At 69.0% G+C, this 21425-nt stretch carries 19 protein-coding genes; 6 read left to right on the top strand and 13 right to left on the bottom strand.

Annotated features, from left to right (window positions below):
• The first annotated feature begins 26 nt into the window (after positions 1 to 26).
• Together AC30CM_RS10260 and AC30CM_RS10255 are read left to right on the top strand one after the other, a co-directional pair.
• Positions 27 to 1373, top strand: a complete 1347-nt coding sequence (locus AC30CM_RS10260; RefSeq protein ID WP_490116754.1) for a helix-turn-helix transcriptional regulator — start codon at positions 27 to 29, stop codon at positions 1371 to 1373.
• Between the two features lie 45 nt (positions 1374 to 1418).
• Entirely contained in the window at positions 1419 to 2243 is an 825-nt protein-coding gene (locus tag AC30CM_RS10255) for an MOSC domain-containing protein (RefSeq protein WP_490116753.1), read from the top strand.
• A gap of 7 nt (positions 2244 to 2250) precedes the next feature.
• Here AC30CM_RS10255 and AC30CM_RS10250 read toward each other — a convergent pair whose 3' ends face one another.
• From AC30CM_RS10250 to AC30CM_RS10200, 11 genes are all read right to left on the bottom strand, one after another.
• Complete coding sequence (locus AC30CM_RS10250; RefSeq protein ID WP_490116752.1) at positions 2251 to 2604, bottom strand: histone-like nucleoid-structuring protein Lsr2; 354 nt, start codon at positions 2602 to 2604, stop codon at positions 2251 to 2253.
• Positions 2605 to 2650: 46 nt separating this feature from the next.
• Complete coding sequence (locus AC30CM_RS10245; protein WP_490116751.1) at positions 2651 to 3802, bottom strand: Gfo/Idh/MocA family protein; 1152 nt, start codon at positions 3800 to 3802, stop codon at positions 2651 to 2653.
• Positions 3803 to 3947: 145 nt separating this feature from the next.
• Entirely contained in the window at positions 3948 to 4961 is a 1014-nt protein-coding gene (locus AC30CM_RS10240) for a zinc-dependent alcohol dehydrogenase (RefSeq protein ID WP_490116750.1), read from the bottom strand.
• A gap of 4 nt (positions 4962 to 4965) precedes the next feature.
• Entirely contained in the window at positions 4966 to 6477 is a 1512-nt protein-coding gene (gene araA / locus AC30CM_RS10235) for an L-arabinose isomerase (protein ID WP_490116749.1), read from the bottom strand.
• Complete coding sequence (locus tag AC30CM_RS10230) at positions 6474 to 7187, bottom strand: L-ribulose-5-phosphate 4-epimerase (protein WP_490116748.1); 714 nt, start codon at positions 7185 to 7187, stop codon at positions 6474 to 6476. The genes araA and AC30CM_RS10230 overlap by 4 nt, the downstream gene beginning before the upstream one ends.
• A complete protein-coding gene (gene araB, locus AC30CM_RS10225; protein ID WP_490116747.1) occupies positions 7184 to 8869 on the bottom strand; it encodes a ribulokinase in 1686 nt (561 codons plus the stop codon). The genes AC30CM_RS10230 and araB overlap by 4 nt, the downstream gene beginning before the upstream one ends.
• Entirely contained in the window at positions 8866 to 9939 is a 1074-nt protein-coding gene (locus AC30CM_RS10220) for a substrate-binding domain-containing protein (protein WP_490116746.1), read from the bottom strand. Before AC30CM_RS10220 ends, araB begins: the two co-directional genes overlap by 4 nt.
• The gene (locus AC30CM_RS10215) at positions 9936 to 10943 is read right to left on the bottom strand and encodes an ABC transporter permease subunit (RefSeq protein WP_490116745.1); all 1008 of its coding nucleotides are present in this window, start codon (positions 10941 to 10943) and stop codon (positions 9936 to 9938) included. Before AC30CM_RS10215 ends, AC30CM_RS10220 begins: the two co-directional genes overlap by 4 nt.
• Positions 10940 to 12019 (bottom strand): ABC transporter permease, encoded by a 1080-nt coding sequence (locus AC30CM_RS10210; RefSeq protein WP_490116744.1) that lies wholly within the window; start codon positions 12017 to 12019, stop codon positions 10940 to 10942. The genes AC30CM_RS10215 and AC30CM_RS10210 overlap by 4 nt, the downstream gene beginning before the upstream one ends.
• The gene (locus AC30CM_RS10205; RefSeq protein ID WP_490116743.1) at positions 12016 to 13542 is read right to left on the bottom strand and encodes a sugar ABC transporter ATP-binding protein; all 1527 of its coding nucleotides are present in this window, start codon (positions 13540 to 13542) and stop codon (positions 12016 to 12018) included. The genes AC30CM_RS10210 and AC30CM_RS10205 overlap by 4 nt, the downstream gene beginning before the upstream one ends.
• A gap of 6 nt (positions 13543 to 13548) precedes the next feature.
• Entirely contained in the window at positions 13549 to 14535 is a 987-nt protein-coding gene (locus AC30CM_RS10200) for an ABC transporter substrate-binding protein (RefSeq protein WP_490116742.1), read from the bottom strand.
• 339 nt (positions 14536 to 14874) lie between these two features.
• On the opposite strand from AC30CM_RS10200, the gene chvE reads away from it, so the two are divergent.
• The 4 genes from chvE to AC30CM_RS10180 are packed head-to-tail and all read left to right on the top strand — an operon-like array spanning position 14875 to position 18959.
• On the top strand, positions 14875 to 15975 hold the full coding sequence (chvE, locus tag AC30CM_RS10195; RefSeq protein ID WP_490116741.1) for a multiple monosaccharide ABC transporter substrate-binding protein: 1101 nt from the start codon (positions 14875 to 14877) through the stop codon (positions 15973 to 15975).
• Positions 15975 to 17516, top strand: coding sequence for a multiple monosaccharide ABC transporter ATP-binding protein (mmsA, locus tag AC30CM_RS10190; RefSeq protein ID WP_490116740.1), 1542 nt, complete (start codon positions 15975 to 15977; stop codon positions 17514 to 17516). Before chvE ends, mmsA begins: the two co-directional genes overlap by 1 nt.
• The gene (mmsB, locus tag AC30CM_RS10185; protein ID WP_490116739.1) at positions 17513 to 18742 is read left to right on the top strand and encodes a multiple monosaccharide ABC transporter permease; all 1230 of its coding nucleotides are present in this window, start codon (positions 17513 to 17515) and stop codon (positions 18740 to 18742) included. Before mmsA ends, mmsB begins: the two co-directional genes overlap by 4 nt.
• Position 18743: 1 nt before the next feature.
• Entirely contained in the window at positions 18744 to 18959 is a 216-nt protein-coding gene (locus AC30CM_RS10180) for a hypothetical protein (protein ID WP_490116738.1), read from the top strand.
• Between the two features lie 14 nt (positions 18960 to 18973).
• Here the strand turns inward: AC30CM_RS10180 and AC30CM_RS10175 are convergent, their stop codons facing one another.
• Positions 18974 to 19951: a TAXI family TRAP transporter solute-binding subunit gene (locus AC30CM_RS10175; RefSeq protein WP_490116737.1), complete on the bottom strand. Its 978-nt coding sequence runs from the start codon at positions 19949 to 19951 to the stop codon at positions 18974 to 18976.
• Positions 19948 to 21312, bottom strand: coding sequence for an MFS transporter (locus tag AC30CM_RS10170; RefSeq protein WP_490116736.1), 1365 nt, complete (start codon positions 21310 to 21312; stop codon positions 19948 to 19950). The genes AC30CM_RS10175 and AC30CM_RS10170 overlap by 4 nt, the downstream gene beginning before the upstream one ends.
• Positions 21313 to 21425: the final 113 nt, after the last annotated feature.

Genomic DNA, 21425 nt, shown 5'->3' with positions numbered 1-21425 from the left:
CGGGCGACGAGGTCTACCTTGGGTGGATGTTCGACGTCGTGGTGACCTTCCCGCCGGGGAGCCGCGTGCGGGCCGAGGTCCGGCAGGTGTGGCGGACCAACCTGCACGCGCACCCCAATGCCCTGGAGATGGTGTACGTGCTCGCGGGCACGCTGCACGTCAAGGTCAGCAGCGAGGACTTCGACCTCGACGCGGGCGACTACGTGGTGCTCAACCGGCTCGATCCGCACCTGCTCGAAGGATCGCAGGACAACGTCACCGCGGTCGTGCACGCCGACCTGGCGGCCTTCCGCGACGTCGACCCGTTCGTCGACCGGATCATGTTCGCGTGCGAGTCCTTCGACCTGGCCCGCCACCGTAGGCAGGAGGCGTTGCTGCGGGGCCTGCTGCTCGACGTCGTCGACGCCGGCGTGGTGACGCCGGATGCCGAACGCCTCGACGCGCGAGGGCGCCAGGTCGTCGACATGCTGTGTCACGAGTACTCGATCCAGGACTACTACCAGCGCGATCAGCCGCTCAGCGCCGCCCAGCGCGCTCGCCTGCACGCCATCACCGCCACGATGCGCGCACACCTGGACAGCCGCGACGTCCTGGCCGACGTGGCTGCGGCGCACCACTATTCGAAGTCCTACGTATCACACTTCGTGAAGAAGACCACCGCCATGAGCTTCAGCGCCATGGTCACCGCGCAGCGCGTGATGCTCGCCGAACGGTTGTTGCTGACGACGGATCTCGTGATGCGTGACGTGTCCGCACGGTGCGGGTTCTCCGACGTCAAGTACTTCACCCGATGCTTCGCCGACTGGTTCAAGCGCACCCCCGCCGAGTACCGCACGGTGCACCGCCCCCTGCTCCAACGCGACGAGCTCCTCGGCGAGGTGGACGCCCAGACCGTCGCCGGGCTACTCGGCGATCACCGCAGCCGGGTGGCGTCGCCGACGGAGCCACCGCGACTGTCGGTCACACCCATCACGCTCAAGAACGTCGGCTCGCGCCACGATCTGTTCGACTCCATCGGCAGGTTCACCGGGGAGATCGAAAGTGGTGACGACCAACGGTTCTCGTCGTCACGGCAACATCTGCTCCCGATGCGCATCGGCACCGCCGAGGTCCGTGGGGACCACCTGCTGCGCGGGCTGGCGTCGTTCGCCGACGTCGGCGCCACCCCTCGCCTGGTCGTGGAGTTCGCCGGCCAGCGGGCGACACTCGAGTTGCTCGCGACCCTGGCCCGACGACTCGGCGCCATCGGCGAACTCGACGTCGTGGTGTGGTTGGTCTATCCGGGACTCCATGCCCGCGCGGCCGTGGACGCCGTGATCGACGTCGCAGAGGCCGAATACGGCCTGAACGTGCAGGCCGTGCTCGTCGGCTGACCCGTCGGAACGACGCGACGAGCCACGGCGGCTAGGGTTGGTCGGATGGCCACGGATACCGTCTCGTCACTGTCGGTCGGCGCGCTGTACCGCTACCCGGTCAAGTCGATGTTGGGGCAGCGCGTCGACCAGACGGGGATGGACGCCGGCGGCGTCCTGGGCGACCGTCGGTACGCACTCCTCGACGAGGCGACGGGACACGTGGCCAGCGCCAAGCAGGCGCGGTGGTGGCGAATGCTGTTGCAGTGCACGGCGACGGCCGCCGACGGCACCGTCCTGATGCGCCTGCCCGACGGCACGCGACTGTCGGTCGACGACGCCGACGTCGACGACGCGCTGTCGGCCTTCGTGGGACGCCGCGTGCGCCTGGCGCACGAGCGCCCGGCCGGCGCCACGCTCGAGCGTGCCGACCCCGATCAGGTGCTGGAGCGGGGCCTGGACGCCGAGGTCGACGCGCCGCTGCTCGAACTCGCAGAAGCGACGCCCGGGTCGTCGTTCACCGACTTCGCCCCGGTGCATGCCGTCACCACCGCGACGCTGGCGCAGGTCGGCGCCGAAGCCGTGCGCTACCGGCCGAACGTCGTCATCGACACCCCGACCGACCATCCGCCCTATGCCGAGAACGCCTGGACGGGGCGCCTCGTCCACATCGGCGAGGTGACCCTGCGCGCGATGGGCCCGACACCGCGGTGCGTGATTCCCACCCTGGAGCACGGCGACCTCCCCGCCGCGCGACACGCATTGCGCACACCCGCGGCCCAGAACCGGGTTCGGAGCTTCGACTTCGGCGAATTACCCTGCGTCGGAACTTATCTGGAAGTCGTGAGCGCCGGTGAGGTGCGCGTCGGCGACGCGGTGACGCTGGGGTGAGCGGGCGCTAGTGCGCCGCGTCGAAGGCCTCGATGACCTCCGCCTTGATCCGCCCGCGATCGGACACCTCGTAACCGTTCTGGCGGGCCCAGTCGCGAATGGCGGCGAGCTGCTCCGGTGACGTCTTGCCGCCGCCCCCACCGCTGCTGACCGGGCTGCGCTGCTTGCGCGCACCACCGACCCGCATGGCCGCGTCGACGAACGGCTTGAGGGCCTTGTCGAGTTTGGCGACGTTCGCGGCGGACAGGTCGATCTGGTAGCTCACGCCACGGATGGAGAACTCCACCCGCTCACCGCCGCCGTCGGTGATGTCGGAACCGTCGATGTCGTCGATGAGTTGGCGGACGATCTTCTCGGCCATCACTGCTCCCTCGGTGGATCCCCGCCCCGAGTGCGGACAGTACCAGTCATGCCCGGTGCTGCCCGGTTACCTCGGCGATGGCGACACGCCGACCCGTTTCCTGCGACCGCGCGATCGCGTCGCAGATCAACGCCGCGCGGTACCCGTCCTCGAAGTCCGCACCGTGCGGCCGCACCGAGCCGCCGTCGCGCACGCTGGCCAGGAAGTGCTGCAGTTCGTGGACGAAGGTGTGCTCCCAGCCGAGTACGTGACCGGGTGGGAACCACGACGCCATGAAGGGGTCCGTGGGCTCGGTGACGAGCAGCCGCCGGAAACCCGAACCCCCGGCGGTGGCGTCACCGGCGTCGACCTCGAGTTCGTTGAGCCGTTCCACGCCGAATCTGGCGGATCCCTTGGTGCCGTTGATCTCGATGGACAGGTCGTTGACGTGCCCACGCGCCACCCGCGACGCCTCCAACGTGCCGATGGCGCCGCCGTCGAAGCGCACGGTGGCGGCGAAGGCGTCGTCGACGCTGACCGCACCGCCGGGCCGCCGGGGGTGGAACGTCGTCGTGGCACCCGTCACCTCGGCGATCTCGCCGACGAGGTACCGCGCGAGATCGGCGACGTGCGAACCGAGATCGCCGAGGGCACCGGAGCCGGCCTTGCCGGCGTCCAGGCGCCACGTGGCGGGCGTCTGCGGATCCCACAGCCAGTCCTGCAGATAGCGCGCGCGAAAGTGCAGCGGCCGCCCGATGACGTCGTCGTCGATCAGTTGGCGCAGCTTGCGGATCGCCGGGACGAAGCGGTAGTTGAACGCGCACATGTGAACCACGCCGGCTTCGGCCGCGGCCTGCCACATGGCATACGACTCCGCGGCGTCGCGGCCGAGCGGCTTCTCGCAGATGACGTGCTTGCCCGCGCGCACCGCGGCGATGGTGGGTGCGGCGTGCAGATCGTTGGGCCCCGAGTCGTCCAGGACGTCGATCGCGGGGTCGTCGACGATCTCGCGCCAGTCCAGCGTGGTACGGCCCACGCCGAAGCGACCGGCGAACTCGGCGAGGCGCGCCCGGTCACGCCCGGCGACCACCTCGAGGGCGCACGGTGCTGCCGTCGGGCTGGCCATCGACGCCACGCCCTGGTATCCGCGGGCGTGCGCCCGGCCCATGAACGCCGTTCCGATGAGGCCGATGCGCAGCGTCGTGGTCTCGCCGGTCACGGATACCCGATCGGGTCCAACACGTCGTCTTCCCCTCTCGTCGGCGACGGCCGACGAACCCGTTTGATCGTCGATCGCGGCCTACCGCGGCCTACATTGTGCACCTTCGACCGTCCCGGGTCCCGCCTTCGCGGCTGCACTGCCGTCACGCGCGGGCGTGGGACACCGACACCACCACCTTGTCGCCCTGGCGATCTGCGGCCACCTGGAACGCCTTGCCCGCGTCGGTCAGCGGCAGCCGTTCGGTCACCAGCGAATCGAGATCGACGCCGTCGCGTGCCAGGGCGATCGCCCGCGGATAGGTGGCGTTCATCCGGCGCACCATCGCCAGCGTCAGACCCTTGCGGCGGGCCATGGCCGCGGGGAAGGCGGACGCATCCTGCGACGGGATGCCGGCAAGGGCGATCCGCCCGCCGGGCCGGACCGCCGTCACGGCCGTCGCGATCGCGTCGTCGGTGCCGGCGGCCTCGATCACGACGTCGACGCCGCGCCCGTGCGTCGCGTCCAGGACGGCCTGGGCCCCGGGCGGCGCGAAGACGCCGTCGGCGCCTCGACGTAGCGCCGCATCGCGGCGATGTCGCAGGGATTCGACGGCGAACACCCGCCGCGCCCCCGCACGCCGCGCCACCTCGAGCACGAGCAGTCCGATGGGTCCGGCACCGACGACGAGCACGTCGTGATCCGGCCGCACGTGCCCCACGCCGACGGCGTGGATCGCGACCCCGAGCGGCTCCAGGAGCGCGCCCGCGTCGTCACTCAGCTCGTCCGGCAGGGGGTGCAGCAGCTGATCCGGCCACGCCATCTGCTCTCGCAGCGCGCCGTCCAGGTCACCGTGCCCTGCGAACCGCACGCGCGGACAGAGGTTGTGGTGTCCCGACCGGCACGTCTCGCAGTCCAGGCAGGCGATGGCGGGGTCGACCGCGACCCGCCTGCCGGCATGCGGTCCGGACAGGGCCACCGCGGCGAACTCGTGCCCGGGCACGACGGGCTCCTCGATGCGGTTCTCCCCGATGCCGCCGTCGGCGAACCAGTGCAGATCCGAACCACAGATGCCCACCGACGTCACCGCGATCCGCGACCAACCTGGCGGCGGCTCGTCCGGCTCGGGCTCCTCGGCGACGCGCAGGTCACCGACGCCGTGCAGACGTGCGCTGATCATCGCGTCACAGCCCGGCCGCGACGTGGTGGTAGACGTCGTTCCACCGCAGTTCGTCGCGGAAGCCGCGCACCGTGGTGTCCTCGTCGATGATCAGCAGTTCGGTCTGCGTCATCTGCGCGAAGTCGTCGATGATCTCGGCGTCGATCGCCGTCGACATCACGGTGTGGTGGGGCGCCCCCGCCATCAGCCACGCCTCGGCCGACGTGGTCCAATTCGGCAGCGGCTTCCACACCGCGCACGCCACCGGCAGGTTCGGCAGCTCGGCCGACGGTTCCACCACCCGAACCGCGTTGGCCACCAACCGGAAACGCGCACCCATGTCGCTGATGCCCACGATCACGGCGTCGGCGGGCGCGGCGGTGAATCGCAGCCGCACCGGGTCCTCGCGCTTGCCGATGGCCAGCGGGTGCACCTCGAGCGTCGGTCTGTCGGCGGCGATCGAGGGGCACACCTCGAGCATGTGGGCCCCCAGGATGCGCTCGCGCCCCGGCGTCAAGTCGTAGGTGTAGTCCTCCATGAACGACGTGCCGCCGGGCAGACCTTCGGCCATCACCTTGATGGCCCGCAGCATCATCGCCGTCTTCCAGTCCCCCTCGCCACCGAAGCCGTACCCGTCGGCCATCAGCCGCTGCACCGCCAGCCCGGGGAGCTGACGGAGGCCGCCGAGATCCTCGAAGTTGGTCGTGAACGCATGGAACCCGCCCTTGCCCAGGAACGTTCGCAGCCCGAGTTCGATCTGTGCACCGTGGCGCAACGCGGCATGCCGGTCCCCGCCCGCACGCAGTTCCGAGGCCACCCGGTAGGTGGATTCGTATTCCCGGATCAGCTTGTCGACGTCGGCGGGACGCACGCGCTCGACCACGTCGACGAGGTCGTTGACGGCGTGGGTGTTGACGGCAGCGCCGAAGTGGGCTTCCGCCTCCACCTTGTCGCCCTCGGTCACCGCGACCCCACGCATGTTGTCGCCGAACCGGGCGATCCGCAGCGTCGCGAGTTCGGCGCGGCCCAGCGCCGCGCGTGCCCACGAGCCCACGCGGCGGCGGGTGGTCGGATCGCTGACGTGCCCGGCGACGGTCTTGCGCGGCGTCGCCAGCCGGGACTGCACGTACCCGAACTCCCGGTCGCCGTGGGCGGCCTGATTGAGGTTCATGAAGTCCATGTCGATGGACTGCCAGGGCAGCTCCACCTGAAACTGCGTGTGCAGGTGCAGCAACGGTTTCCGGAGGTTCTTGAGCCCCCTGATCCACATCTTCGCCGGCGAGAACGTGTGCATCCAGGCGATCACGCCGATGCACTCGTCGCTGGCGTCGGCATCGGCGAGCGTGCGCGCGATCTCCTCGGTGCTGGTGACCACGGGCAGCCACCGCACCGCGACGGGGATCTCACCTCCGGCGTCGAGTTGCTCGGCGATGCGGCGCGACTGCTCGGTCACCTGGTCGAGAATGTCTTGGCCGTACAGCGATTGGCTTCCCGTGACCATCCACACCTGGCTGGTGACGAGTCGGGACGCGATCATCGCGGCATCTCCTTCGAGGGGTCGGCGGCGCGGCCACTCTGGCCGTACGCGTTCTGGTAGCGGTCGAACAGCGCGGCGACGTCGGCCGCGTCGATGGGCGGGGCGGCGCCGAGTTGGCGGCTGATGTGCACGGTGCGCGCCACGTCCTCGAGCATCACCGCCGCCTTCACGGCGTCACGAGCCGTCCGTCCGATGGTGAAGGGGCCATGGTTGCGCATCAGCACGGCAGGAGAATTGCTGTGCTGCAACACCTCCACGATGCCACGGCCAATCGAGTCGTCGCCGATCAGCGCGAACGGGCCCACCGGAATCTCGCCACCGAACTCGTCGGCGATCATGGTGAGCACGCACGGAATCGGTTCGCCGCGCGCGGCCCACGCAGTGGCGTAGGTGGAGTGGGTGTGCACCACGCCACCCACGTGCGGCATGTGCCGGTAGACGTACGCATGCGCTGCGGTGTCCGACGACGGATTGAGCTCGCCGTCCACCAGTTCACCGAACAGGTCGCACACCACCATGTCGTCGGCGGTCATCGAATCATAGTGCGCACCCGAAGGTTTGATGACCATCAGATCGTGACCCGGCACCCGCGCCGAGACGTTGCCCGCCGTCCAGATGACCAACTCGTACTGCGTCAGCTGGGCGTGCAGCTCGCACACCTGCCGTCGCAGGGTCGCGACCACGCGGTCGACGTCCGCCGTCATCGTCATGCCGTCACTCCCAATGCTCGTGAGGAACCGATCCGCCGCAGGCGCCGCATCATGTCGTTGCCCCTGCCAAACCACTCGTAGGCTGCGACGTACTCCCGGTAGAGCCGGTCGTAGGCCGCCGCGTTCTCCGGGATGGGGGTGTAGGCGTCGCGCCGACGCCTACCCATCCGCCCGGCCGCCGCCGCCACGTCGGGATAGGCGCCCGCTGCGGCTGCGGCGTGGATCGCCGAACCCAGCGCCGGGGCTTGGGCCGACGGCACCACCGACAGTGGCAATCCCACGGCGTCGGCGTAGATCTGCATCAGCAGCGTGTTCTTCAGCAGCCCTCCGGCCACCACCAGCTCGCGCACGGGGACGCCGCTGTGCACGAAGGTCTCGACGATCATCCGGGTACCGAAGGCGGTGGCCTCCAGCAGCGCCCGGTACATGTCGACGCACGTGGTCTCCAACGTCTGCCCGATCATCACGCCGGACAACTCGTGATCCACCAGCACCGAACGGTTTCCGCTGTGCCAGTCCAGCGCCACCAGACCGTGCTGGCCGACCTCCTGGCGACCGGCCAGCTCGGTGAGGTGATCGTGCAGCGTCAGCCCGCGCTCACGCGCCTGGACGTGGTAACTCTCGGGCACGCAGTTGTCCACGAACCACCCGAAGATGTCACCGACGCCGGACTGACCGGCCTCGTAACCCCAACGGCCTTCCGAGATCCCGCCCTCGACGACGCCGCACATGCCCGGGACCTCGCGCAGCACGTCGGAGTTCATCACGTGGCACGTCGAGGTCCCCATGATCGCGACCAAGTGCCCCGGCGCCAAGGCGTCGGCCGCGGCCACGGTGACGTGGGCGTCGACGTTGCCGACGGCGACCGTGATGCCCTCGGGCAGACCCGTCCACGCCGCCGCCTGGGCCGTGAGACCGCCGGCGCGCTGACCCAGGCGACCGATCCGGTGGTCCAGCTTGTCGGTCACGAAGTCGGCGAAGGCGGGCCGCACCTCGGCGAGGAACTCCCGCGAGGGATAGCGGCCGTCTTGCCGGATGCCCTTGTAACCCGCGCTGCACGCGTTGCGGACGTAGGACCCGCACAGCTGCCAGACGATCCAGTCGGCAGCCTCGACGAAGTGGTCCATCGCCGCGTAGACCTCCGGATCGGCGTCCAGGATCTCCAAGGCCTTCGCGAACTCCCACTCACTGGAGATCAGGCCGCCGTACCGCGGCAGCCACCACTCCCCGCGTCGCTCGGCGACGGCATTGATGCGATCGGCCTGCGGTTGCGGCGAATGATGGCGCCAGAGCTTGGCGTACGCGTGCGGGCGGTCGGCGAACTCGGCGAGTTCGCACAGCGGGGTGCCCTCGTGGCGCACCGGGACCATGGTGCATGCCGTGAAGTCGGTGCCGATGCCGATGACGTCGGCGGCGTCGATGCCCGCCCGTTCGACCGCGGCGGGCACGGCGGTGCGCAGCACGTCGACGTAGTCGGCGGGCACCTGCAACGCCGATTGCGACGGCAGGCGGGCGCCGCCGCCCGGCACCGTGTCGGTGACCACGCCGTGGGCGTAGCCGTGTTCGGCGCTCGCCAGCTCGGCGCCGTCGCTCACCCGCACCACCAGGGCACGTCCGGAGAGCGTACCGAAATCCACTCCCACGACGTATCTTTCGGTATCCGCCACGTCTGACCTCATCATGTCTCCTCGAACGCTGCCGTGCTGTCGCGCACGATCAGTTCTGGTGCCAGCAGGGGCATCGCCGTCGTGGCGCCCTCGAGCGTGGCCTTCACCAACTCGATCGCCCGCTGACCGATGCGGTGGAAGTCCTGACGCACCGTGGTCAGCGCCGGGATGAGGTAGGCGGCCTCCGGGATGTCGTCGAAGCCCACGACGCTGACGTCGTGCGGCACCGCCAGCCCGGCCTCGGCGAAGGCGTGCAACACCCCGATGGCCATCTGGTCGTTGGCCACGAAGACCGCCGTGGCCTCACCCCGGCGGGCCAGTTCGCGGCCGATCTCGTACCCGCGGGCCGGCGTCCAGTCGCCGTGCAGCGAGTCGCGCGGCGGCAGCCCCGCGGCGCGCATGGCTTCCTCGTAGCCCGTGCGGCGCCCCTTGGCCTCCGTCCAACTCACCGGGCCCGCGACGTGCTCGATGGCGCGGTGGCCCAGGTCGATCAGGTGCTGGGTGGCGTGGCGGGCGCCGGCGATCTGGTCCACCCCGACACTCAGTCCGCTGCCGGACAGGTCGCCCTCGACGACGATCAGCGGTAGGTCGGCATCCGCCGAGTGCACGACGTCGAGCGCGTCCTGCTGAGCGGCGATCATCACGATGGCCTCGACCGACTGCCTGGCTAGGTGGTCGAGCGCATCCCGCAACGCGATCGGGGTCACCTGCGCCAGCGGCACCATGCTGGTGAAGAAGCCCTGTGCCCGGGCGGCCTCCTCGACCGAGCGTTGGACGCTGGACGGCCCGTAGAGGGCGCTGCCGGTTCCGATGATGCCGATGATGCCGGACCGCCGGGTGACCAGCGCCCGGGCGGCGGTGTTGGGGCGGTACCCCAGCTCCCGAATGGCTTGCTCGACGCGCTCTTTCGTCGCCGGCCGGATGCTGGAGGAACCGTTGATCACTCGCGAGACCGTCTGATGGCTCACCCCGGCGAGCCGTGCGACGTCGGCCATCACGGGCTTCGGTGCGCTGGCGGGCATCTGCTGATTGGCTGGCTGATTGGCTGGCTGATTGGCCGGCTGGCTGGCGGGCTGGCTTGTCATCTGGGCTTCCTGACCACTAGGCGCTGGACGAGGACGAAGACCAGCAGCAACACGCCGGTCATGATCCGGGTCCAGTATGAATCCAGGTTCTCGGCCGTGACGAAGGTCTGGATGGTCCCCAGCACCAGGACGCCGACGACCGCGCCGAACACGAAACCGACTCCGCCGGAGAGCAGTACGCCGCCGACGACCGCAGCGGCGATGGCGTCCAGCTCCATGCCGACGCCGTTGAGGCTGTAGCCCGAGAGCTTCTGCACGGCCAGCAGCAGGCCCGCCAGCGCCGCGCACGACCCGCTGATGACGTACACCGACACCCGGGCACGGGAGGCGGCGAGCCCCATCAGCCGTGCCGACTGCACGTTGCCGCCGACGGCGTACACCGTCCGGCCGAACCGCGTCTGGTGCAGCACGTAGGCCGCGATCAGCACCACGGCCAGCGCGATCACCACGGTCCACCGGATGAAGTCGCCCTCGTACAGGTAGAGGTAGTCCAATCCGATCTGCCGCAGCACCGGGTCCTTGATGGGCAGCGTGTCGACGCTGACCAGGTAGCACAGGCCACGGGCCAGGAACATCCCGGCCAGCGTGACGATGAACGGCTGGACGTCGAAGTACTCGATCACCAGGCCCATCAGCAGCCCCAGCACGGGGCCGACCGTCAGCACCGTGGCCACCGCGAGCGGCATCGGCCAGCCATCGCGCAGGGCTGCGGCCACGACGACGGTGGACAGCGCCACGACCGAGCCCACGGACAGATCGATGCCGCCGGTGAGGATCACGAAGGTCATGCCCACGGCGAGCACGATCAGATGGGCGTTGTCGACCAGGAGGTTCAGGAAGACCTGGACGGGGCTGGCGAAGTCGTAGCGCACGACGACCGCCGTGAACATCACCGCGAACAGCGCCAGCGACGCCAGCGGGGAAAGGTAGCGGCCCCGGATCCGCCGTACCGCGGGCGCGAGGCGGCTCGGGAATCGGTGACCGTCGATCGTCTGCGTGCTCACTTGCCCACCATCATCGGATCCAGTCGTCGCGCATCGTCGTTCGTCACGGACTCCGCGCGCGGGCCCGGTCCGCGTCGGCGGCGCACCAGAGCCCGGAACCTCGGTGCCTGCAGCAGGCACACCGCGATCACCACGAGCGCCTTGAACACCAGGGTGCTCTCGGGGGTGATGCCCGCGGTGTACACCGTGGTGGTCAAGGTTTGGATGATCAGGGCGCCCAGGACGGTGCCGGTGAGGCTGAAACGTCCGCCCAGCAGCGAGGTCCCGCCGATCACCACGGCGAGGATGGCGTCCAACTCGATCCACGCCCCGGCGTTGTTGGCATCTGCTGCCGAGATGTTCGACGCGATCATCAGGCCGGCGACCCCCGCGCACAGGGCACAGAACACGTAGACGGCGAAGACGATGGAGCGGTGTCGGACACCGGCCAGGCGGCTGGCCTCCGGGTTGATCCCCACCGCCTCCAACAGCATGCCCAGTGCGGTCCGCCGGACCACCAGCACCGCCACCGCGAAGACCGCGGCACCGACGAGGACGGCCGTCGGCAGACCGAGCACGTAACCGGCTCCCAGAACCTTGAACGGGGCGCTGGTGACGGTGACGATCTGACCGTCGGTGATGAACAGCGCGATCCCCCGGCCGGCGGTCATGAGCACCAGCGTGGCGATGATGGGCTGTACCCCGAACACCGAGACCAGCAGGCCGTTCCACAGTCCCAGCGCCACGGCCACGCCGAGCGCGAGTGCCGCCGCGGTCACCACGGTGGCGAGGCCCCCCGGGTCGGGTGCGCTCGCGATGTGCGCGCAGGCCAGCGCACCGCTGACCGCGACCACGGCGCCCACCGACAGGTCGATGCCGCGGCAGGCGATCACCAGTGTCATGCCGATGGCCACCAGCAGGGTCGGCGCCCCGTTGCGCAGGATGTCGACGACGCTGCCGTAGAGATGTCCGTCCTGAACGCGCAGGGTGAGGAACCCCGGGGTGATCACCACGTTGACGGCGAGCAGCGCGACGAGCGCCGCCGCGGGCCACACCAACGGCGATGCCAGCACCCGCGCCGCCGCCGGTCGCGTCACGATGCCACCCCGCCGGCGATCAGCGACGTCAGTTCCTCGACACCGCAGTCGGATTCGATCTGAGCGACGCAGCGTCCGTCCCGCATCACGGCGATGCGGTCGCTGATCCTGACCACTTCGTCGAGTTCGGCGGAGATGAACACCACGCCCATGCCGTCGGCGGCGAGGGTGGCGACCAGCTCTTGGATCTGCGCCTTGGCGCCCACGTCGATACCGCGCGTGGGTTCGTCGAGGATCAGCAGCCGAGGTTCGGTGATGAGCCACCGTGCCAGCAGCACCTTCTGCTGGTTGCCCCCACTGAGGTTCTTCACCAGCGCGTCGGGATCCCGCGGCCGGATGTCGAGGGCGTCCACGTAGCGGTCGACGAGGTCGGCGGAGGTCTTCTTCGGCAGCGGTCGCGCGAAGCCGCGCCGAGCCTGCAACGCCAGCATCAGGTTGTCGCGCACCGACAGTTCACCGATGATGCCCTCTGCCTTGCGATCCTCGGACGAGAAGGCGATGCGCCTGGCGATCGCGTCGCGTGGCGAACGCACCACGGCCGGGCTGCCGTCGATGGTGACGGTGCCGGTGGTCGCCCGGTCGGCGCCGAACAGCAGCCGCGCCAGCTCGGTGCGGCCGGAGCCGAGTAGGCCGGCGAACCCCAGCACCTCCCCGCGGTGCACGGTCACGTCGGTCGGCGCCACCCGGGGCGCCCGCCCGAGGCCACGCGCATCGAGGACGGGCGCGGTCTCGTCGAACGTTCGTGCCGCCCGCTCGCCGATCTGGTCGAGCACGTCGAGTTCGCGTCCGAGCATCGCCGCCACCAGCCCAACCCGGCTCAGGTCGGCCGTGGCGAATTCGCCGACGAGGCGCCCGTTGCGCAGCACCGTCATGCGATCGGAGATCTCGTAGACCTGATCCAGGAAGTGCGACACGAACAGGACGGCCGTGCCGGTGTCCCGCAGGCGCCGCATCACCCGGAACAGCTCGGCGACCTCGTCGGCGTCCAGGCTCGAGGTGGGCTCGTCGAGGATCACTACGCGCGCCGATACGGCGGTGGCCCGGGCGATGGCGACGAGTTGCCGGATCGCCAGCGAGTGCGTGCCGAGTTCGGAACCCGGGTCGACGGCGATGTCGAGTTCGGCCAGCAGCTCGGCAGCGCGACGCCGCATGGCGCGATGGTCGATGCGACCGAGGCGGCGGGGCTCACGTCCCAGCAGGACGTTCTCGGCGACCGTGAGGTTGGTGCACAGGTTGACCTCCTGGTACACGGTGCTGATACCGGCGTCCTGGGCCTGTCGGGGACCGTGGAACCGCTGCGGCACCCCGGCGACGGTGATGCTGCCCTCGTCGACGCCGTAGACACCGGTGAGCGCCTTGATCAACGTGGACTTGCCCGCTCCGTTCTCGCCCATCAGGGCGTGAATCTCACCGGGCAGCAATCGGAAGTCCACGGCGTCGAGCGCCTTCACGCCGGGGAAGCCGACGCTGACGCCGCGGATGTCGACCACCGGCGTGGCCGTGGCGGTTCGGTCTGCGACCACCACGGTTCAGTACTTGCGATCCGGCAGGGCGGCGGCAGCCTGCTGCTGATCGAAGGTCAGGTCGTCGGTCACGACGCGCGGCGGGACCGGTTGGCCCGCAACCACCTTCTTCGCCAAGTCCATCAGCTGCGGCCCCAGGAGCGGATTGCATTCGACGACGAAGTTGAACTTGCCGTCGGCGAGGGCCTGCAGGCCGTCGTGCGTCGCGTCGATCGCGACGATCTCGACGTCCTGTCCGGGTCGCTTGCCTGCGGCCTCGATGGCTTCCATGGCACCGAGGGCCATGTCGTCGTTCTGTGCGAAGACCAGGTCGATCTTCGGGTGCGCCTTGAGGAATGCCTCCATCACCTGCTTGCCGCCGGACCGGGTGAAGTCGCCGGTCTGCGAGGCGATCACGGTGAGCTTGGGGTCCTTGGCGATGGCCTCGGAGAAGCCCTTGCTGCGCTCCAGCGCAGGATCGGAACCCGTGGTGCCCTCCAGTTGCACGATGTTCACCGGGCCGGGGGCCGACGCGAACTGCTTGACCGCCCAGTCCCCCGCCCACGTTCCCTCGCGGACGAAGTCGGCGCCGAGGAACGTCGTGAAGACGTCGGGTTCGCTGGTGTCGACGGCACGGTCGGTGAGGATCACCGGGATGCCGGCGTTCTTGGCCTCCAACAAGACGGCGTCCCAACCCGTGCGGACGACGGGGCTGAATGCGATCACGTCGACGCGCTGCTGCACGAACGAGCGGATCGCCGAGATCTGGTTCTCCTGCTCGCCGTTGGCGTCGGAGAACTTGAGGTCGATGCCGGCGGCCGCGGCCGCGTCCTGGATGGAGGCGGTGTTGGCGGTGCGCCAGCCACTCTCGGCACCCACCTGGGAGAAGCCCATGGTGAGTTGCCCGTCCCCGCCTCCGCCACCCGGGGCGCCCCCCGGTGCCGGGCCGCTGCCACACGCCGCCAGCACGCCGACCGTTGCGACGCCGAGCATCGCGGTGAGGAACCTTCGCACGACGAACTCCTTCGACCTTGTCTCGTGAACACGGGGTTGTCTCGTGAACCGGGGGTTGTCTCGTGAACAGGGGAAATGACGGCCGGATCCGATGCCACCGTGGGGAAGACGGCGGGTCCGAGCGCACGGGCCGATGTGTGACCGGCGTTACATCCACGGCGATGTTAACGCTCACATCACCGAGGTGTCAACGATTTTGTTAACGCTCACATCCAATCTCGGAACGTCTTGACAAACGCGTGACCGCCGTCACAAGATCCCCCTTGTGAACGCTCACATCACGTGGGCGCCGGCGCCGCCGGCGACACGCTGACGAGCCATCCCAACCTAAGGATCACCATGCGCAAGAGCTTCGTTCGAGCCGTCGGCGTACTCGCGACGATCGCCGCGATCACGTGCGTCGGCTGCGGCCGCTCGACCACGACCGAGGCCACCGACGGCGGTGGGCAACGCACCGGGACGGTCGGCATCGCGATGCCGACCAAGTCCTCGGAACGCTGGGTGGCAGACGGCGACAACATGGCACGCCAGTTCCAGGAACTCGGCTACGACACCGATCTGCAGTACGGCGACGACGTGGTGCAAAACCAGGTCTCCCAGATCGAGAACATGATCACCAAGGGCGTCAAGGTGTTGGTGGTCGCCCCGATCGACGGGTCGTCGCTGACCGACACGCTGCAACGGGCCGCAGATGCCCACATCCCCGTCGTCAGCTACGACCGACTGATCCGCGGCTCGCAGAACGTGGACTACTACGCGACGTTCGACAACTTCAAGGTCGGCGTGCTGCAGGCCACCTACATCGTCGACAAGCTGGGCCTGCCCCAGCAACCGGGGCCGTTCACCATCGAACTCTTCGCCGGATCCCCGGACGACAACAACGCCACGTTCTTCTTCGACGGCGCGATGAGCGTCCTGAAGCCCTACCTCGACAGCGGGAAGTTGGTGGTCAAGAGCGGCCAGACCTCCTTCGACCAGGTGGCCACGCTGCGCTGGGACGGCGGCCTCGCGCAGTCTCGCATGGACAACCTGCTCAGCAGGGCCTACACCAGCGGCCGAGTCGACGCCGTGCTGTCGCCCTACGACGGGATGTCCCTGGGGATCATCTCCGCGCTCAAGAGCGCCGGTTACGGCACGCCCACCAATCCCCTGCCCATCGTGACCGGGCAGGACGCCGAGTTGGCCTCGGTCAAGTCGATCATCGCGGGAGAACAGACCCAGACGGTCTTCAAGGACACCCGCGAGCTGGCCAAAGCTGCTGTCCAGATGGCTGATTCGCTGCTCACCGGCGGCACGCCGGAGGTCAACGACACCACCACCTACGACAACGGGGTGAAGGTGGTGCCGGCACACCTGCTCGAACCGGTGAGCGTCGACAAGAGCAACTACGAGAAGGTGCTCGTCGGGTCGGGCTACTACACCCCCGAACAGCTCGCCTGATGGGCAGCTCCGGCGCGGCGCTGCTCGAGATGCGCGACATCACCAAGCGATTCGGCGGTGTCACCGCGTTGAGCAACGTCAACCTCACCGTGCGTCGTGGCGAGATCCACGCGATCTGCGGCGAGAACGGCGCAGGCAAGTCGACGCTGATGAAGGTGCTCAGCGGAATCCATCCGTACGGCAGCTACTCCGGTGACATCGTGTTCGACGGCGAGCCGGCACGTTTCAAGGACATCCGTGCCAGCGAGCACCGCGGCATCGGCATCATCCACCAGGAGCTGGCGCTCATCCCCGTCCTGTCCATCGCCGAGAACATCTTCCTGGGCAACGAACACGCGTCGGCCGGGGTGATCAGCTGGCACGAGACCACCACCCACGCCCGACGCCTGCTCGACCGCGTGGGTCTGCGCGAGAGTCCCGACACCCGGATCTCGGACATCGGGGTGGGCAAGCAGCAGCTCGTCGAGATCGCCAAGGCCCTGTCCAGGGAGGTACGGCTGCTCATCCTCGACGAACCCACCGCAGCGCTCAACGACGAGGACAGCAGACATCTGCTGGACCTCATCGGTGAACTCCGCGATCAAGGGCTGACGTGCATCATCATCTCGCACAAGCTCAACGAGGTGATGCACGTCGCCGATGCCATCACCATCCTGCGCGACGGCCAGACGATCGAGACCCTGGCCGTGGAGCCGGACGTCACCGAAGAACACGTCATCCGCGGCATGGTGGGGCGGGACATGACCGATCGCTTCCCGGAGCGAACGCCGCACCCCATCGGCGACGTCGGCTTCGCCATCGAGAACTGGACGGTGTTCCATCCGCTGGACCAGCAGCGCAAGGTCGTCGACGACGTCTCGCTGACGGTGCGGCGCGGTGAGGTGGTGGGCCTGGCGGGGCTCATGGGAGCCGGGCGGACCGAGCTGGCGATGAGCGTCTTCGGGCGCAGCTACGGCAAGGCGGCGGGCGGCACCGTCTACAAGGACGGCCGACAGATCCGGACGCGTTCGGTCCCCGAGGCCATCTCGCACCGCATCGCCTACGCCACCGAGGACCGAAAGCACTTCGGCCTGAACCTCTCCGACGACATCGCGCGCAGCATCACGCTGGCGTCACTGAAGAAGGTGAGCAGGCTCGCCATCATCGACGAACACGTCGAGACCGTGGTCGCCGAACGCTTCCGCACCGACATGCACATCAAGGCGTCGTCGGTCCAGGCCACCACCGGCAACCTGTCGGGCGGCAACCAGCAGAAGGTGGTGCTGAGCAAGTGGATCTTCGCCGACCCGGACGTCCTCATCCTCGACGAGCCCACCCGCGGCATCGACGTCGGGGCCAAGTACGAGATCTACACCATCATCGATTCGCTTGCCGCGCAGGGTAAGTCCGTGCTGGTGATCTCATCCGAGCTGCCAGAGTTGATCGGGCTGTGCGACCGCATCTACACCATGAACGAGGGCAGACTCACCGGCGAGGTGGCCCGTGCGGACGCGACGCAGGAGACGTTGATGCGCTACATGATGAAGGGACGAACCGCATGACCACGACCGTGGCGACGTCGTCGACGTCACCCGAGACGCCACGACCCCCCGAGTCGCCCATGGCACGGCTCGTGACCGCCGTCCGGGGCAACTTCCGGCAGTACGGCATGGTGGTGGCCCTGGCCCTCATCGTGGTGTTGTTCTCGCTGCTCACCGACGGCATCCTGCTCAAGCCGCTCAACGTCACCAACATCGTCCAGCAGAACGGCTACATCCTCATCCTGGCGATCGGGATGGTCATCGTCATCATCTCCGGGCACATCGATCTGTCGGTGGGCTCGATCGCCGGATTCATCGGCGCGACGTCGGCCGTCCTCATGGTGCACCACTCCGTGCCCTGGCCGGTGGCCGTGACGATCTGCCTGCTCCTGGGCGCCGCCATCGGTGCCTGGCAAGGGTTTTGGATCGCCTACGTCGGCATCCCGTCCTTCATCGTCACGCTGGCGGGCATGCTGGTCTTCCGCGGCGCCACGCAGTACCTGTTGGAAGGGCAGTCCATCGCGCCGTTCCCCCGCAGCTTCGGCCAGGTCAGCAGCGGCTTCCTGCCCGAGCTGGGCGCAGGCAGCCTCTACCACTGGCCCACGGTCATCCTGGGCGCCGTCGTCATCGTGGCCGCCATCGGTCAGCAGGTGCGGCAACGGCGGGCACGCTCCCGCTACGGCTTCGACGTGCTGCCCGTCGGCTGGTTCGCCGCCAAGTGCACGGCCATCGCCGCCGCCCTCGCAGCGTTCACCTTGCTGCTGGCCAGTTACCGCGGGGTTCCGGTGGTGGGCATCATCCTGGCGTTGGCGTTCGTGGTCTATGCCTTCGTCATGCGCTCCACCGTGTTCGGTCGCCAGGTATACGCCGTGGGCGGCAACGTCGCGGCCGCACGCCTGTCCGGGGTCAAGACCAAGCGGGTGACGTTCCTGGTCTTCGTCAACATGGGGCTGCTCTCGGCGCTGGCGGGGCTGTTGTTCGCGGCCCGGCTCAATTCCGCGACGCCACAGGCCGGCATCGGGATGGAACTGGAGGCCATCGCCGCTGCGTTCATCGGCGGCGCCTCCGCCAACGGCGGCGTCGGCACCGTGTTCGGCGCCGTCATCGGCGGTTTCGTCCTCGGCGTGCTGAACAACGGCATGTCGTTGATCGGCATCGGCAGCGACGTCCAACAACTGATCAAGGGGTTGGTCCTGCTCGCCGCCGTCGGCTTCGACGTCTACAACAAGAAGAAGGGCGGACGCTGACGTGTCGGACGGCGGCGTCGCAGACCGGTTCAGCCGTGACATCCTGGCGTTCGTGCGCAGTTGGGCACCCTACGGCGGACCACCCGCCGACGAGGTGCTGATCGAGTTCGGCCTCACCAAGGATCAACTGCTGCAACGCCTTGCCGAGATCACGAGCGCCGAGGCGATGCGCCGCGAGCAGGCGCTGCGCCAACCCTGGCTGCGATTGCGGCACTGACGGTGCCCCGATCGTCAGCCGTGCCTGCGCCGATACTCCGCCGCAGCGCCCGGGTGCAGTGCGACGGCACCGGTCTGGATCAGCGATTGGGCATCCAGGAACTGGCTGCCCACGGCCTGCTCGGGAACCAGCGCCGACGACTGATCCAGCAGCAGGTCGACGACGGCGGCCACCACGCCGTCGTCGACGTCGTGTCGGGCCAGCAGCAGGTTGGCCACGCCGACGGTGGTCACGGCCGGGTGGCGCCCGTAGACGTCGGCGGGGACCGACACCGGCTCGTAGACCGTGCCGTAGGTCTGCTGCAACTCCGCGACGACGGCGGTCAGGTCGAGCAGCCGGATGCCCGTCGAGACGTCGCGGAAGGCGGGTGTGGGCAGGCCGCCGGCCCACATCGCCGCGTCCACCTCCCGTGCGCCGAGCGCCGCCGCGGCGGCGCGCATCGACTGCACGACCTCGCGGACGCCCGCCGGGCCCGCGATGCCCGCGGCCGCCAACACCCGCTGCGAGAGCGTGGTGGCGCCGGATCCGGGCGCTCCCACGCTCACGCGTCGGCCGCGTAGGTCCGCCAGCGTCGAGATCGGCGAATCGTCGCGCACCGCAACCTGAAAGTAGTTCTCGTACACCCGTCCCACGGCGGTCAGATCGACGGCGCCGTCGGCGGCGGCGGTGTCGCCGAGGCTCATCGCCAGATCGGCCCGGCCCTCGCGCAGCGCCGCCACGTTGTCGGCGGAACCGCCGGTCTGCTGCGGCTCGATGCGGACGCTGCCGGATCGATTCGCGGCCGCCGCCAGCAGGCCGGAGAACTCCCAGAAGAATCCCCCGGGCTCACCCGCTGCCAGACGCACCGCCCCACCACCGCCGCCGTGACACGCGGTCGCCGTCGACAGCAGCGCCACGGGGACCAGCGCCCCGATGCCCCGCAGCACCGCCCGGCGATCGATCGTCGCCGATGGGTGCGTGCCGAGCACGGGGGTGACGCGCGCCGACGTCACACGAACGCGCGGCCCTGTTCGCGATCGAGCGCGGTCTCGGACCTGTTCTTCAGCATGAAGGCGTAGACGAACAGCGACACCGCGACCACGACCGTGACGTAGCCGATGAACCACGGCACGTGGCCGCCGCTCTTGGCCGCCTGGTAGATCAGCGGCGCGGTACCGCCGAAGGCCGAGTTGGCCAGCGCGTAGCCCAGACCGACGCCCAGCGCGCGCACGTGCGACGGGAACAGTTCGGCCTTGACGATCGCGTTGATCGACGTGTAACCGGTCAGGATGACGTAACCGACGCACACCAGGGTCAGCGACGCGGCCACCGACGTCGTCCGCGGCAGATAGGTGATGAGCACGTAGGTGTAGATCACCGCCCCGACGCCGAAGAACAGCAGCACCGGCTTGCGACCCACCTTGTCGCTGATCAACCCGCCGATCGGCTGGATCACCATCAGGAACGTCAACCCGATCAGGTTGATCCACGTGGCCGTCATGCCGTGGTCCTCGTAGGTGGACTTGACCATCGCAGGCGCGTTGACGCTGTAGGTGTAGAACGCGATGGTGCCGCCCATGGTCACCAGGAAACACGTCAGCAGCGCGCGCCAATGCCGGGTGAGCAACTCGCGCATCGAGCCGGAACCCGTGTCCTCACCGCGGCGCACCGCCTCGAGTTGCTCGGGCGTCAGCGACTCGTCCATGCTGCGGCGCAACCAGAACACCACCACGGCCGCGACGCCGCCGATGAGGAAGGCGATGCGCCAGCCGAACTCCTGGATCTGCTCGCGGTCGAGGAACGTCTGCATGACCAGCAGGGTCAACTGGGCCAGCACGTGGCCACCGACGAGGGTGACGTACTGGAACGACGAGAAGAAGCCGCGCCGTTCCCGGGTCGCCGCCTCCGACATGTAGGTCGCCGACGCCCCGTACTCGCCGCCGGTGGCGAAGCCTTGCACCAGGCGGCACAGGACCAGGATCACCGCGGCCCACACGCCGATGCTCTCGCGGCCGGGCGTCACCGCGATCACCAGGGAGCACGCGGCCATCAGCGACACGCTGAACGTCAGCGCGGCACGCCGGCCCCGCCGGTCGGCGAACCGCCCGAAGAACCACGAGCCCACCGGGCGCATGACGAACGTGACCGCGAAGATCGCATACACGTAGATCGTGGAGTTCTTGTCCGCCGAGTCGAAGAACTGGCTCTCGAAATACGTGGCGAACACGGTGTAGACGTAGACGTCGTACCACTCGACGAGGTTGCCCGACGATCCGCGCAGCGTGTTGAGCACGGCCCGCCGCGTCGCCGCCGCCGATGACACCTCCCCGGCCGGCTTGCCGCCGACTGGACCCCTGGTGGCCGAACTGGTCATGGCTGCTCCCTCCTCGTCCGCGGCGGGCCGTGGCCGTGCGTCCGGGTGGTCGACCGCGCCGTCGGGTTCTCACTGTGAAGGCTGTCACGAGCGTGGCCAAGACCAACGCGCCA

The sequence above is a fragment of the Mycobacterium sp. DHQP2018-32-09 genome, from assembly GCF_058148405.1.
This window is presented reverse-complemented; position numbering and strand designations above follow the sequence as displayed.

Bases quoted from the DNA above. Each gene is read 5' to 3' on its own strand.
- AC30CM_RS10250 (WP_490116752.1), bottom strand. From the start codon at position 2,604: ATGGCCGAGAAGATCGTCCGCCAACTCATCGACGACATCGACGGTTCC.
- AC30CM_RS10220 (WP_490116746.1), bottom strand. From the start codon at position 9,939: ATGACAAGCCAGCCCGCCAGCCAGCCGGCCAATCAGCCAGCCAATCAG.
- AC30CM_RS10240 (WP_490116750.1), bottom strand. From the start codon at position 4,961: ATGATCAGCGCACGTCTGCACGGCGTCGGTGACCTGCGCGTCGCCGAG.
- AC30CM_RS10260 (WP_490116754.1), top strand. From the start codon at position 27: ATGTTCGACGTCGTGGTGACCTTCCCGCCGGGGAGCCGCGTGCGGGCC.
- AC30CM_RS10170 (WP_490116736.1), bottom strand. From the start codon at position 21,312: ATGACCAGTTCGGCCACCAGGGGTCCAGTCGGCGGCAAGCCGGCCGGG.
- chvE (WP_490116741.1), top strand. From the start codon at position 14,875: ATGCGCAAGAGCTTCGTTCGAGCCGTCGGCGTACTCGCGACGATCGCC.
- araB (WP_490116747.1), bottom strand. From the start codon at position 8,869: ATGATGAGGTCAGACGTGGCGGATACCGAAAGATACGTCGTGGGAGTG.
- araA (WP_490116749.1), bottom strand. From the start codon at position 6,477: ATGATCGCGTCCCGACTCGTCACCAGCCAGGTGTGGATGGTCACGGGA.
- AC30CM_RS10230 (WP_490116748.1), bottom strand. From the start codon at position 7,187: ATGACGATGACGGCGGACGTCGACCGCGTGGTCGCGACCCTGCGACGG.
- mmsB (WP_490116739.1), top strand. From the start codon at position 17,513: ATGACCACGACCGTGGCGACGTCGTCGACGTCACCCGAGACGCCACGA.
- mmsA (WP_490116740.1), top strand. From the start codon at position 15,975: ATGGGCAGCTCCGGCGCGGCGCTGCTCGAGATGCGCGACATCACCAAG.
- AC30CM_RS10255 (WP_490116753.1), top strand. From the start codon at position 1,419: ATGGCCACGGATACCGTCTCGTCACTGTCGGTCGGCGCGCTGTACCGC.